14 protein-coding genes are annotated in these 13,190 nt (G+C 35.7%); 5 read left to right on the top strand and 9 right to left on the bottom strand.

The features are described from left to right. Positions 1 to 57: 57 nt before the first annotated feature. Positions 58 to 975, bottom strand: coding sequence for a heme o synthase (gene cyoE / locus MKY02_RS17245; RefSeq protein ID WP_038183690.1), 918 nt, complete (start codon positions 973 to 975; stop codon positions 58 to 60). A gap of 323 nt (positions 976 to 1,298) precedes the next feature. On the opposite strand from cyoE, the gene MKY02_RS17250 reads away from it, so the two are divergent. Next, positions 1,299 to 2,219: a COX15/CtaA family protein gene (locus MKY02_RS17250; RefSeq protein ID WP_038183687.1), complete on the top strand. Its 921-nt coding sequence runs from the start codon at positions 1,299 to 1,301 to the stop codon at positions 2,217 to 2,219. Positions 2,220 to 2,279: 60 nt separating this feature from the next. Here the strand turns inward: MKY02_RS17250 and pyc are convergent, their stop codons facing one another. The 3 genes from pyc to MKY02_RS17265 all read right to left on the bottom strand — a co-directional run bounded on the left by pyc (position 2,280) and on the right by MKY02_RS17265 (position 7,241). Continuing rightward, positions 2,280 to 5,711: a pyruvate carboxylase gene (gene pyc, locus MKY02_RS17255; RefSeq protein WP_076065441.1), complete on the bottom strand. Its 3,432-nt coding sequence runs from the start codon at positions 5,709 to 5,711 to the stop codon at positions 2,280 to 2,282. A 12-nt stretch (positions 5,712 to 5,723) separates the two neighbouring features. After that, positions 5,724 to 6,893, bottom strand: coding sequence for an FtsW/RodA/SpoVE family cell cycle protein (locus MKY02_RS17260; RefSeq protein ID WP_038183681.1), 1,170 nt, complete (start codon positions 6,891 to 6,893; stop codon positions 5,724 to 5,726). A gap of 66 nt (positions 6,894 to 6,959) precedes the next feature. Further along, positions 6,960 to 7,241, bottom strand: coding sequence for a YlaN family protein (locus MKY02_RS17265; RefSeq protein WP_038183678.1), 282 nt, complete (start codon positions 7,239 to 7,241; stop codon positions 6,960 to 6,962). Between the two features lie 178 nt (positions 7,242 to 7,419). Here MKY02_RS17265 and MKY02_RS17270 point away from each other — a divergent pair, with 178 nt between their 5' ends. Together MKY02_RS17270 and MKY02_RS17275 are read left to right on the top strand one after the other, a co-directional pair. Continuing rightward, positions 7,420 to 7,920 carry a hypothetical protein gene (locus tag MKY02_RS17270; protein WP_038183675.1) on the top strand — a complete coding sequence of 167 codons (501 nt, stop codon included), beginning with the start codon at positions 7,420 to 7,422 and terminating at the stop codon, positions 7,918 to 7,920. A gap of 14 nt (positions 7,921 to 7,934) precedes the next feature. Beyond that, on the top strand, positions 7,935 to 8,138 hold the full coding sequence (locus tag MKY02_RS17275) for a YlaI family protein (RefSeq protein ID WP_038183673.1): 204 nt from the start codon (positions 7,935 to 7,937) through the stop codon (positions 8,136 to 8,138). A 102-nt stretch (positions 8,139 to 8,240) separates the two neighbouring features. On the opposite strand, the gene MKY02_RS17280 is transcribed toward MKY02_RS17275, so the two are convergent. Then, a complete protein-coding gene (locus tag MKY02_RS17280; RefSeq protein WP_038183669.1) occupies positions 8,241 to 8,630 on the bottom strand; it encodes a YlaH-like family protein in 390 nt (129 codons plus the stop codon). A 29-nt stretch (positions 8,631 to 8,659) separates the two neighbouring features. Then, a complete protein-coding gene (gene typA / locus MKY02_RS17285) occupies positions 8,660 to 10,501 on the bottom strand; it encodes a translational GTPase TypA (protein WP_038183666.1) in 1,842 nt (613 codons plus the stop codon). A gap of 184 nt (positions 10,502 to 10,685) precedes the next feature. On the opposite strand from typA, the gene MKY02_RS17290 reads away from it, so the two are divergent. Then, complete coding sequence (locus MKY02_RS17290; protein ID WP_038183663.1) at positions 10,686 to 10,871, top strand: DUF5325 family protein; 186 nt, start codon at positions 10,686 to 10,688, stop codon at positions 10,869 to 10,871. A 66-nt stretch (positions 10,872 to 10,937) separates the two neighbouring features. On the opposite strand, the gene MKY02_RS17295 is transcribed toward MKY02_RS17290, so the two are convergent. After that, entirely contained in the window at positions 10,938 to 11,729 is a 792-nt protein-coding gene (locus MKY02_RS17295; RefSeq protein WP_038183661.1) for an inositol monophosphatase family protein, read from the bottom strand. A 140-nt stretch (positions 11,730 to 11,869) separates the two neighbouring features. Further along, on the bottom strand, positions 11,870 to 12,067 hold the full coding sequence (locus MKY02_RS17300) for a hypothetical protein (RefSeq protein WP_076065442.1): 198 nt from the start codon (positions 12,065 to 12,067) through the stop codon (positions 11,870 to 11,872). Between the two features lie 158 nt (positions 12,068 to 12,225). Between MKY02_RS17300 and MKY02_RS17305 the strand changes: the two genes are divergently transcribed. Further along, complete coding sequence (locus tag MKY02_RS17305) at positions 12,226 to 12,858, top strand: YktB family protein (protein ID WP_340711568.1); 633 nt, start codon at positions 12,226 to 12,228, stop codon at positions 12,856 to 12,858. Between the two features lie 24 nt (positions 12,859 to 12,882). On the opposite strand, the gene MKY02_RS17310 is transcribed toward MKY02_RS17305, so the two are convergent. Further along, positions 12,883 to 13,170, bottom strand: a complete 288-nt coding sequence (locus MKY02_RS17310; protein WP_038183652.1) for a UPF0223 family protein — start codon at positions 13,168 to 13,170, stop codon at positions 12,883 to 12,885. Positions 13,171 to 13,190 lie beyond the last annotated feature (20 nt).

Below are 13,190 nucleotides of genomic sequence, written 5' to 3' on the forward strand. Positions count from 1 at the left end.
TGTAACTAGGACTGTGGTTCATTCTATATGAATTCCTTTAAAGAAAGAATCCCAAAGTTAGGCAAAGACAGAGAAAATGATCATTGAAACAAATAAAATGGTCATATAATTTAATGAATAAATAAACATCTTATTCGCCCATTTTATATCATCTGTCGCTTTAAAACCCGTTAAAGCAAGTGCGAACCAACCAAGGTTCAATACTGTTGCGAGAATAATAAATCCTATTCCGAGCTTCATAAGCAGAAATGGTAATGGGAATAACAATAATACCCATACTAACATTGAACGTTTAGTTCTTGCAAAGCCTTTAACAACTGGAAGCATTGGAATATTGGCTGCTCTGTATTCTTCAGTACGTTTCATAGCAAGTGCATAAAAATGCGGTGGTTGCCATACAAACATTATCAAAAATAGTGCCAATGCTCCAAAACCAAGTGACGGTTCAACAGCAGCCCAGCCGATTAGTGGTGGAATAGCTCCTGAAATACTTCCTACAACGGTATTACTTACATGCCTTCTCTTTGACCACATGGAGTACAAGACTACGTAACTTAGTATGCCTGCAAGTCCCCACACACCGGCAGCAAAAGATGCCATAAATAACAAAAATTCACCTACAATTAAAAGAGAGAGAGCGATTGTCAATACAAGGCTCGGTTTAAATCTACCTGTAACTGTCGGTCTTGACTTTGTCCGTTTCATTATTGGATCAATATCTTGATCAATATAATTATTCATCGCTCCAGATCCTGCAATAATGAATGCCGCACCTACTAAAGTAAAGAACATGATATTCAATTCTTGTAAAAAATGTTTATCCGTGAATTGAAAGGCCAACCAAAGTCCTGTAAAAGTAGTAACTAAATTGGAATTAACAATGCCAATTTTGATAAGTGCTAAAAAGTCTTTTACTAGAGAACTTGTTTCAGGTTCCGAGTTTCCATTAGCAGACAATATACGACCATTTGACATATTACCCCTCCTTTCGATTGGTAAGCATATTCCGTTAACCCTACTATAACGAAAAATAGCGTTGATTTCTAGACAGAAAGTGAAATTTCATGTCGAAGGGTAGATGTAACCGGTTTCTCTGACACAACATATCTATAGTAAATCATTTTCTTGTTTTAATTGTGAAGGTTCTTGTACGAAATTATGAACAATTTGTGAAATCATTTTCTCTTTAGAATGACAATACTCTATACAAGTTGTTTTTTGGTCCTATTTTCGCTATCATCAGAAAGGCAGGTACCACCTTTAAAAGGTGATTACTATATATAAAGTAGGTGGCAATTATGCAATATAGTAAATACATGAAATGGTTTGCTGTTGCTGCAACAATTGGAATGTTGCTCATTTTACTGGGCGGAGCACTCGTCACAAAAACTGATAGTGGTATGGGCTGTGGTAGAAACTGGCCTGATTGTAACGGTTCTCTAATACCAAAAGAAATTACTACAGAAGTGTTAATCGAATTTTCCCATCGTGTTGTAACTGGAGCTGTGTCATTTCTTATTTTGATTTTGACAGTTTGGGCTTGGAGAGTATTAGGACATATTCGTGAAGTGAAATTCTTATCTTTCATGGCATTATTCTTCTTAATTGCACAAGCATTAATCGGTGCTGCTCAAGTTTTATGGGGACAAGGCGATTTTATATTAGCACTTCATTTTGGTATATCACTTCTTTCATTTGCAGCAGTACTCTTACTCACATTAATTATTTTCGAAGTTGACCAAAAATTTGATGCGGACAAGGTCATTATTGGCAATACGTTAAAGAGACATACAATAGGTGTTACAATCTATTCTTATCTCGTAGTATATACAGGTGCCTTAGTACGTCATACAAATGCTAGTTTAATTTGTCCAGATTGGCCATTATGTAATAACAACAATATTGGATTACCTACTAATTTCTATGAGTGGGTTCAAATGGGGCATCGCTTTGCAGCTGGATTAATCTTTGTTTGGATTTTATTCATTGCTATTCATGCTATTAAACATTATAAAGAACAACGTGTCCTCTATTGGGGTTGGATCATTGCACTAATAATAGTTTCTCTTCAAGTGTTAGCGGGTATGGCTGTAGTACTTTCTCGCTTAAATATCTTATTAGCATTACTACATTCACTATTAATCACATTATTATTTGGTTTATTGTGCTATATGATTCTATTATTATCTAGAAGTCGACAAAATCAAAAAAGTAACTAAATATTTTAACTAAACAATATAAAACACGCCTTTGCAAATGCAAAGGCGTGTTTTTTCTAGTTATTCCATTTCGATTAGTAAATCACCCGTTGAAATTGCATCTCCAGCAGCTACATAAATTTCTTTTATCACGCCGTCCTTAGGTGCTTGAACAGTCGTTTCCATTTTCATAGCTTCTGTAATCAGCAAATGCTCACCGCGTTTTACAGGGCTACCTTTAGAAATAGCTACTTTCAATACTGTACCTGGCATTGTTGCGCCAATTTGATCTGGATTTGCAGGGTCTGCTTTCGCTTTACGATCTCCATCTACCTCAACTGTCATATCTTGAATAATAATTTCACGAGGTTGACCGTTTAATTCAAAGTAAAGGACACGTGTACCATCATATTGAGCTTCCCCAATGGATACTAGCTTAATGATAAGTGTTTTACCTTTTTCTATTTCAACTTCAATCTCTTCGCCAAGTCTTAAACCATATAAGAATGTTGGCGTATCTAATACTGATACATCTCCAAACATATCTACTGTCTTCATGTAATCTTCAAAGACTTTTGGATATAAAGCTGTCGCAAGTACTTCATGACTTGTAATCGGACGATTATATTTTTTAAATAATTCATCGCGAAGTTCTTTTAAATCTATTGGCTCTAATAATTCTCCCGGTCTTACAGTAATCGCTTCACGGTCTTTTAAAATTACTTTTTGTAATTCTTCTGGGAATCCACCATATGGCTGTCCTAAATAACCTTGGAAGAATTCAATTACTGAGTCTGGAAAATCAATTGTTTTACCACGTTCAATGACTGATTCTTCATCTAAATCATTTTGAACCATGAATAATGCCATATCACCTACTACTTTTGAAGAAGGTGTTACTTTAACAACATCTCCAAATAACAAGTTTACGCGGGAATACATACTTTTCACTTCTTCCCAACGGTCGCCAAGTCCGACACCTTTAGCTTGCTGTTGTAAGTTACTATATTGACCTCCCGGCATTTCATGAACGTATATTTCAGAATGTGGGCTATTCATGCCACTTTCAAAGTCGCTGTAATATTTTCGAATATCTTCCCAATAATAAGAAAGTTTTTCTAGTCCTTCAATGTCTGCTCTTACTTGGCGTTTGCTACCTTTCATCGCATAGTAAAGTGAATTAGCACTTGGTTGCGAAGTTAGACCTGCCATTGAGCCTAGCGCTGTATCAATAATATCAACACCAGCTTCAATTGCTTTAGCATATAAATAGATACCATTGCCACTTGTATCATGTGTATGCAAATGAATTGGTAAATCTGTCGATGCCTTTAATTCAGAAATTAACCGATAAGCTGCTTCTGGCTTTAATAAACCTGCCATATCTTTAATAGCTAAAATATGAGCTCCAGCAGCCTCTAATTCCTTCGCCATGTCTTTATAGTATTGCACTGTATATTTCGCTCTAGAGTCATCTAGAATGTCTCCTGTGTAGCAAATAGCAGCTTCTGCAATCTTACCCGACTGTCTTGTTGCATCAATGGCTACTTCCATACCTTTAATCCAGTTCAAACTGTCGAAAATACGGAATACATCAATTCCTGCATCTGCTGATTTTGAGATAAACTCTTTAATAATATTATCTGAATAGTTTTTATAACCTACTGCGTTCGCACCACGCAATAGCATTTGGAATAGCACATTTGGCATTTTCTCACGTAGTTTAATTAAACGATCCCATGGGTCCTCTTTTAAGAAACGATATGCAACGTCAAAGGTTGCACCTCCCCACATTTCTAGTGAGAAGAAATTATGCATAATTTGTGCTGTTTCATCTGCAATATTGAACATATCACGTGAGCGTACACGAGTCGCCAGCAATGATTGGTGAGCATCTCGCATAGTTGTATCTGTTAACAGTACATCATCTTGCTCTTTTATCCATTGTACAAGACCTTCTGGACCACGTTCATCTAAAATTTGTTTAGTGCCAGATGGAATTGATTGTACAATTTTAATATCTGGTTTATGGGGTTTCGAGAAAATCGGTTTCTGTTGATATTCAATACCAGGGAAGCCATTAACCGTAACATTGCCGATATAACTTAATAATTTTGTACCACGGTCTTTACGCGGTGAGAATAAAAATAGTTCTTGCGTTGTATCGATGAAACTTGTATCAAACTTACCATCTATAAAATTCGGATGACGAACAACATTTTCTAAAAACGGAATATTCGTTTTAATACCACGAATACGGAATTCTTGTAGATTTCGATCCATCTTAGCTGCTGCTTCTTTAAATGTCATTCCCCAAGTTGAAACTTTAACAAGTAATGAGTCATAATATGGTGAAATAACTGCCCCTTGGAAGCCATTTCCTGCATCTAAGCGTACTCCAAAACCTCCACTTGAACGATAAACCATCAATTTACCCGTGTCAGGCATGAAATTATTTAATGGATCTTCAGTCGTTACACGAGATTGAATAGCAAATCCAAAAAGTGGGATTTGTGATTGCTCAGGGATGCCAATTTCTTCACTATGTAAAGATAAACCCTCTGCAATTTTAATTTGTGCATGTACAATATCAATCCCTGTAACCATTTCTGTAATCGTATGCTCTACTTGGATACGAGGATTAACTTCGATGAAATAAAATTGATTACCCGCTACTAAAAATTCTACAGTCCCAGCATTTATATAGGACACATTTTTCATTAATTTTATTGCAGCTTGGCATATTTCTTCACGTAATTCAGGTGTAATTGAGTTTGAAGGTGCAATTTCAACAACCTTTTGATGACGACGTTGAATAGAACAATCACGCTCATATAAATGAACAATATTGCCTTCTTTGTCTCCTAAAATCTGTACTTCAATATGCTTTGGCTTGTCTACAAATTTCTCAACATACACTTCATCAGATCCAAATGCTGCTTTCGCTTCTGACTTGGCTCTATCATAAGCTTCTAATGCATCATCAGCAGAGTGTACAACGCGCATACCGCGTCCTCCACCACCAAGTGCAGCTTTTATCATTAATGGGAAGCCATACTCCTCACCAAACGCTAACACCTCATCAATAGATGCAACAGGTCCATCTGTTCCAGGAATCACTGGAATATTGGCTGCGACAGCTTGTTCACGAGCTTTTACTTTGTCACCAAACATATCTAAATGATTAGAAGTTGGACCGATGAAAATAACGCCCTCTTCTTCACAACGTTTTGCAAAATCTAAGTTTTCAGATAAAAATCCATAACCGGGGTGGATTGCGTCTACTCCTGCATCTTTTGCTATCGCTAAAATTCCTTCTATATCTAAGTATGCATCTATAGGTTTCTTACCATCACCAACAAGATATGCTTCATCAGCTTTGTAACGGTGATACGAGCCACTATCCTCTCTCGAATAGATTGCTACTGTTGTTATATTTAGTTCCGTACACGCTCGAAACACGCGAATCGCTATTTCACCACGGTTTGCCACTAGAATTTTTTTAATTGCCATTTCCCTTACCCCCTAGACTTTATTCCTTTCCCTTTTAACAAACATGGAGACGTTTATGAGAATCCCCATAGCTAAAGATAACAAAATTATCGAAGTTCCGCCATAACTAATAAAGGGCAGCGGTACACCAGTTAACGGTATAATCCCTGTTAATCCACCGACATTTATAAACGTTTGAAACCCTATCATACTAGCAATACCAGCTGCTATCATTCTTGCCATTGGATCCTTTGTTCGTAAGGCAATAAGCAATGCTCGAATTACAATAAAGCCTAAACCACCTAACACAATCGCGACCCCGAATGTGCCCAATTCTTCTGCAATAATCGCTAAAATAAAATCTGTTTGCGGTTCTGGTAAATAACCCATTTTTTGTACAGATTGACCTAAACCTAGCCCCTTAATGCCTCCAGCACCTATCGCTAAGTAACCATTAACCATTTGATAGCCAAAAACTTGTTCATCTTCAAAGGGATTAAAATAAGCTTGAATACGCCCCATACGTTTTTCAGTAAAAATACTATCTCTTATAAAGAAAATACCAATCGAAGCAATTGCCATACATCCTATTAAAACGCCTAAAATTTTATTGAAGGTTTTTAATTTGATCCCACTCGCCGCAATAACCGATACACCAATAAATAGAATGATCAGTAGCGTACCTAAATCCGGTTCAATAAAGACAAGGAAAGACGCGGCAAATAATACAAGAATAGGCGGTATGATAGATTCATTAATATTATCTATCTTTCCCTTTTCATATTTCTTTGCAAATACAGCTGAGAAATAAAGGATGATAATAATCTTTACAAATTCTGATGGTTGTAAATTAGCAAACCCAAGTTTTAGCCAACTTTTCGCTCCTGAATTACCAGGACTAAAACCAAAAAAGTAAACGGCTAATAACAAAGCGAACATGACACTTAACATAAATACTATCATCTTATTTTCTTTATAAATCTTGTAGGGAATAAACGCCCCTACAACAAATGCTACAGAACCAAGACATAGATTCGTAATTTGCTTTTTATAAAAATAATCTGCACTGTAACCTAGTTTACTTGCTGACCAGACCATACTGGCACTATAAATCATTACTAGCCCAAAAAGGCATAGTAATAAATATGTAAAAAACAGTGGATAATCGAAATTCCTTGCATATCTTTTTAAGTATGTTTTCATGCGAATACCTCTTTTACTCATCTTGTAGCAAAAAAACCCAAACAACAGCGTGTTTGAGTTTTTTACTTATTTCTCTGTAAATGCATCATGCAACACAGATAATTCTTTTTCCAGTGAATCAAGAATCTCTCTTCCCTTTTCACGTTCAAGCAAGCCTAACTTAACTGCAAAATCAATTTCGCGTGATAAGCCAAACATTTGTGTATCTAAAACCTCTTCGTATAGTGGGCATTGTGGCATTGTTAAATGCTCCATCTGCACTCTAATAAGCTTAGCAATTTTATCTGCGTCAGCAATAAGGAGTTCCAATGCCTTCTCCTGATATGAACTTTGCGATTTTGTATCCATGAGGACGCCCCCATTACCTGATATTTCTTCTATTCTATCTTAATAAAGTTTATCTTTTGCGCAGTAAAATTGCAAGTATATAACTAAGTAAACCGTGTAACCAATTTTATTTCTTTATTAACTACATAAATTAGCTGTATACTGAGATATGGAATGTACTATTCAAGGAGGAATTAACATGGAATCTATCATTCAAATTAAAGGTGCCGTGAATTTTGCTATCACATTAGATCCAACCGTTTGGATTTTTGATGATCGTAAATTAGATCTAGACACATATTTTACTGAAGAACGAGTAATTGTAAACGCTGACGAAGAATACATGGAAAAAGCAGGTAAGCACTGGTCACGTGAAATTATGGAGGGCGCCACATTTCCACCAACTTTAAAATCCGAACGGAAATTCGAGAAAAAACACATGATGACCGGCACATTTGGTATCATATTAAAACCTTTCCTTAACAATGCAGAAATTAAAGATGGTGCAACTTCAGTTATTCTAGAATGCCGAGATGGCTCTGAATATAACTTCTCCATAGAAGATGCTGAGTCCCTTATCTTAAAATATAGCCAAGACGGTAAAATGCTAACTGATAACGGTCCTGTTTATGTAATCAACGGTGACGGTTCAAATGTAGAGAACCCAATTAAAGGTCTTGTAGCGATTCGAGTAGAATAGGAGGGACTTAAACGATGCGAGTTAAGTGTGTCATTTGCGATTCTATTAATGAATTACCCGATTATTCACCAGAAGCAAAAAAATTGCGAAATCGTCCTATCCATACGTATATGTGTCCTATATGTCATGATCGGATTTCAGAAAGAACAAATGCCCGTATAGCAACTGGTCGATTTATCTTTAGAAAAAAACACTCGCTTGTCGAAGATGAATTCTAGTTATTCTATGTAATGTTGGTTAAATAAAATATAAAAAGAGCAATTGAGATTCAGCTATTAGCTTGTCCTCAATTGCTCTTTTTTATGTGATTTACTAGACCATTATTGTACTGTTTGTGCTTTTTTATCTCTACGCAAACCAATTTTATACATGATTAGCACAAGTGCGATAATCAATAATCCTTCTACTACAGGTAAATAAGTTGCAAAGAATGTCAAAAAGATACAGCCAACAAACAAGAAGAAATAAATAACGATATTTTGCCAAAACTTAAGTTTTTTCGCAAACCCTAGATTGTAAACAACAATCGATAATGCAAAAATAACCACTAACAAAATATTACTAGCAACACTAAAATCAGATGCAGTTTGATAAACATACTTGGCTACCGGATACATTTTATCAAATACAAATGCATCTTTATTTGATACATCAGGTGCGGCAAGTTGAATAAAATTCAGTTCACTTAAAAAACCGGATTTAATATCCAAGACTTTCCTTCCTTTCGTTTAGCGAATGATTACTCAGCGCTACGTGATTTCTTAGCTGCTTTTTCGCGTTCGTTTTTATTTAGAATTTGTTTACGAAGGCGAATAGATTCTGGTGTTACTTCACAGTACTCATCATCAGCCAAGTATTCTAATGCTTCTTCAAGAGTTAAAATACGAGGTTTTTTAATAACATTCGTTTGGTCTTTGTTAGCTGAACGGATGTTTGTTTTTTGCTTCATTTTGATGATATTAACAGTAATGTCTGCATCACGTGTATTTTCACCAACAATCATACCTTCATAAATATCAGTACCTGGTTCAACAAATAGTGTACCACGGTCTTCAATTTGCATCATACCATAAGTAGTTGATTTACCTGTTTCCATAGAAACAAGTACGCCTTGACGACGTCCACCAATTTTACCAGATAGTAATGGTTGATAGCTATCGAATGTGTGGTTGATAATACCGAAACCTTTTGTTAAAGACATAAATTCAGTTGTGTAACCAATTAATCCACGAGCAGGTACCATGAAGATTAAACGAACTTGGCCACTACCATTGTTCACCATATCTAACATTTCACCTTTACGTAAACCTAATGATTCAATAATTGAACCTACAGCATCTTCAGGTACATCAATTTGTACACGTTCAAATGGTTCACATTTTACACCATCGATTTCTTTAATGATAACTTTTGGTTTAGATACTTGTAATTCATAACCTTCACGACGCATGTTTTCGATCAGAATCGATAGGTGAAGTTCACCACGACCTGAAACAGTCCAAGCATCTGGAGAATTAGTATCTTCTACACGTAAACTTACATCTGTTTGTAATTGAGCGCGTAAACGTTCTTCAATTTTACGTGATGTTACCCATTTACCTTCGCGACCTGCAAAAGGTGAGTTATTTACTAAGAAAGTCATTTGTAATGTTGGTTCATCGATACGTAATGGTGTTAAAGCTTCTTGGTGTTCAGTTGGACAAACAGTTTCACCTACGTTAATGTCTTCCATACCTGAAACAGCAATTAAATCACCTGAGTATGCTTCTTCAACTTCTTCACGTTTTAATCCGAAGAAACCAAAGATTTTAGTTACACGGAAATTTTTCACAGTGCCATCAAGTTTCATAAGTGCAACTTGTTGTCCAACATGGATTTTACCGCGGAATACACGACCGATACCGATACGGCCAACATAGTCATTATAATCAAGTAATGCTACTTGGAATTGTAAAGGTTCATCACGAGTATCAGCTGGTGCTGGGATGTGACTAATAATTTCCTCAAATAAGCATTTCATATTATCTTCTTGTTTAGCTGGGTCTGAATCAAGTGATGCAGTACCATTTACACCAGAAGCAAATACGACTGGGAATTCTAATTGATCTTCATCAGCACCTAATTCGATTAATAAATCGATTACTTCATCCACTACTTCTGTAGGACGTGCTGAATCTTTATCAACTTTGTTTACTACTACGATTGGTGTTAATTTTTGTTCTAATGCTTTTTTCAACACAAAACGAGTTTGAGGCATACAACCTTCATATGCATCTACAACTAAAAGTACACCGTCAACCATTTTCAGGATACGTTCAACTTCTCCACCGAAATCGGCATGTCCTGGTGTATCTAGAATATTGATACGAGTACCTTCGTAGTTTACTGCTGTATTCTTCGCTAAAATTGTAATACCACGTTCACGTTCGATGTCGTTCGAGTCCATTGCTCTTTCTGCGACATTTTCGTTTGAACGAAAAGTACCAGATTGTTGTAATAATTGGTCAACCAATGTCGTTTTACCATGGTCAACGTGAGCTATAATTGCAATATTTCTAATGTCTTGACGTAAATTTGTCATTATTCCACTCCACATTCTATTTTCGAGTCCATAACTGTGTTATTATAACACAAGAGATGTTTTTTGTCTTTTCTTAACAACTAGTATTTCAAATTTTTTTATTATTTCACAGTATAATTATTAGTTCGACATTAAGTTATAATCACTTATAAGTCAAACAAATTCATCAACTGGAGGATTTAAAATGAAAAATGCTAAAGTCGTTATGGCTTTTTTTGCGTTAGCAGCAGTGCTAGCTATGTGTTCAATAGGAATTGCAGTTGCCTTTAAAAGCGTAATTGGTATCTTTGGTGCCATTTTATTGGTTTGTGCCATTATGGGCTATGGCTTCAAAACTAAACGTCAATTTCGCGATAAAGGTTTACTGTAACTCTTCTCAAATAAAAAGAATGAACTGGCAATTTGCGAGTTCATTCTTTTTATTTATATCTATATTCTATTTCAAATGAACGTATTGTTCAATGATTGTCTTATGAATTTTAGGATTTGCAATAATAAATGTATCTTGTTCTTCCAAATTAATCGCTTCATTTCCTAAGTTTGACACAATCGCACCGACTTCATTAGCAATCACTGCACCACCAGCAATATCCCAAGGTGATAATCGCATGGACATATAAGCATCCATCCGTCCACATACTACTGAAGCAATCTCTAAAGTGGCAGAGCCGTAAGATCTTGTCCCTCTAACATGATGAACAAGGTCAATAATCTTATTGTGGTCAATGTAGCGATTTGGTGTAACCCAAGTAGCGTTTATTCCAATAATTGCTTCATGTAACGGTAACGATTGCAGTCGCTCTAACTGACGATCATTCATATATGCTCCTTGTCCTTCGACAGCATAATACAAATCATTGCGCATTACATCGTATATGTACCCAAGTTTTCCAATGCCATCAACATAAATGCCAATTGAAATCGCAAAATTACGATGTTGTCGTATGAAATTCATCGTCCCATCAATCGGATCAATTATCCATACGACACCATCCAATGATTCAAGGGGTTCCCCCATCCCTTCCTCACCGAGAATTTTAAATGCAGGATCATAAGCATGAATTTGTTCAATAAAAAATAATTCTGTTTCACGATCAATATTCGTTACAAGATCATTCGCATTAGCCTTTGTCTCGATTTCTAACTTTTCAGAAAGTGATTGACGAATTCGTTCGCCTGCTTCATGAATAATTTTAACTGTAAATTCATGTATTGCTGTAATTTCCACCATAGCCCCACCTTTCGAAGCAAAAAAACATCATTTCTATAAGTACAAGTTAATGTTTTTTGCCTATCTCTATTATAGCAAAAAAACATCTGCTTCTCATTTGATTAGCAGATGTTCACCGGCGAATTTTGATTCTCTCTTTAGGCAAAAGCATGAAATGCCTCCAATTCCAAATGAAGTTCAGAAAGGCGAATTTTGCTTAATTCAATTTGTTTTACATCCTCATCTCGCAGAGCGTCAAATAATGTTGCTAGTTCATAATCCATTTCTAATTGCAGACCCTTCACATATTGCTTTTCATAATCAACTTTGCGAATAATGTGTACTACTTGTTTCATACTAACCAGCTCCTTTTTATTTTGTTTGTGCAAGCTAGGACTTAAAGTGTCTTACTACATTATATGCATGATGTGAAAAATGATAAGTCCTTCTAGAAGATTTTTTCCCAAATTTCTAATAAAATAAACATAAACTTTCAAAAGGAGTTAAATTATTTATGCCAAAAACAAAATGGACACAAAAGGATTTCGACGTTTTCTCCATCGATGGTTTAGAACCACGAATGGAAGCACTTATCAATACCGTAAGACCAAAATTCGAAGAATTAGGTACGGCATTTTCTACATATTTCTCCGCAAAAACTGCAGAGGAATTTTACCCACATGTAGCAAAACATGCACGTCGTAAAGTAAACCCACCAAAAGATAGCTGGGTCGCATTTGCTCCTTACAAACGCGGCTATAAATCAATTCCTCACTTTCAGCTTGGCTTATTTGGTACTCATCTATTCATAATTCTTTGCGTTATTTATGAAGCACCAAGTAAAGTTGAAATTGCTGATCGTTTGCTAAAAAAACAGAATTCATTTAAAAAGCTTCCAAAAAACTTTTATGTTTCAGGTGATCATTTTTCACCAGAAGGCATTAATATTAAAGATGCTTTGAATGATGGTCAGCTAGTCGGTTTACTTGAACGTTTACGTGATGTAAAAAAAGGAGAATTTATAGTTGGTCTACAAATTCCAAAAGAGGATGCGGTCCAATTAACTGCAGAGGAATTTGAGAAATTAACTGAAGAAACATTCGATGCACTACTCCCTATTTATAATACTATGGTCAACAAAAAGTAAAAGAACAGGCATAAGCCTGTTCTTTTACTTTCTTTTTCTTGATTCACCTTTAATTTTTGAACCAGCTGGAGCATCTTTCATTTGCTTAATAATTGAATAGCTCACATAGTCACTAACTTCTTCAAATTCGCGGAAAATGGTTTTTTCTTCAGCCATCGCTGGCACGATTTCTTTGAATCGTCTATATTTCGACATTAGATCTTCGCGTTGAACACCTGTTTCATATGCTTTTTCTATTGCTTGGAAGAACGCAATTACATCTACAATCTCTTCTGTAGACCAGTCCGTTGAGAACGGATAAGAGTATTCCATAATCTTACCTACCTTTTGAT

The organism is Viridibacillus sp. FSL R5-0888 (genome assembly GCF_038009105.1).
GTDB lineage: Bacteria > Bacillota > Bacilli > Bacillales_A > Planococcaceae > Viridibacillus > Viridibacillus arenosi.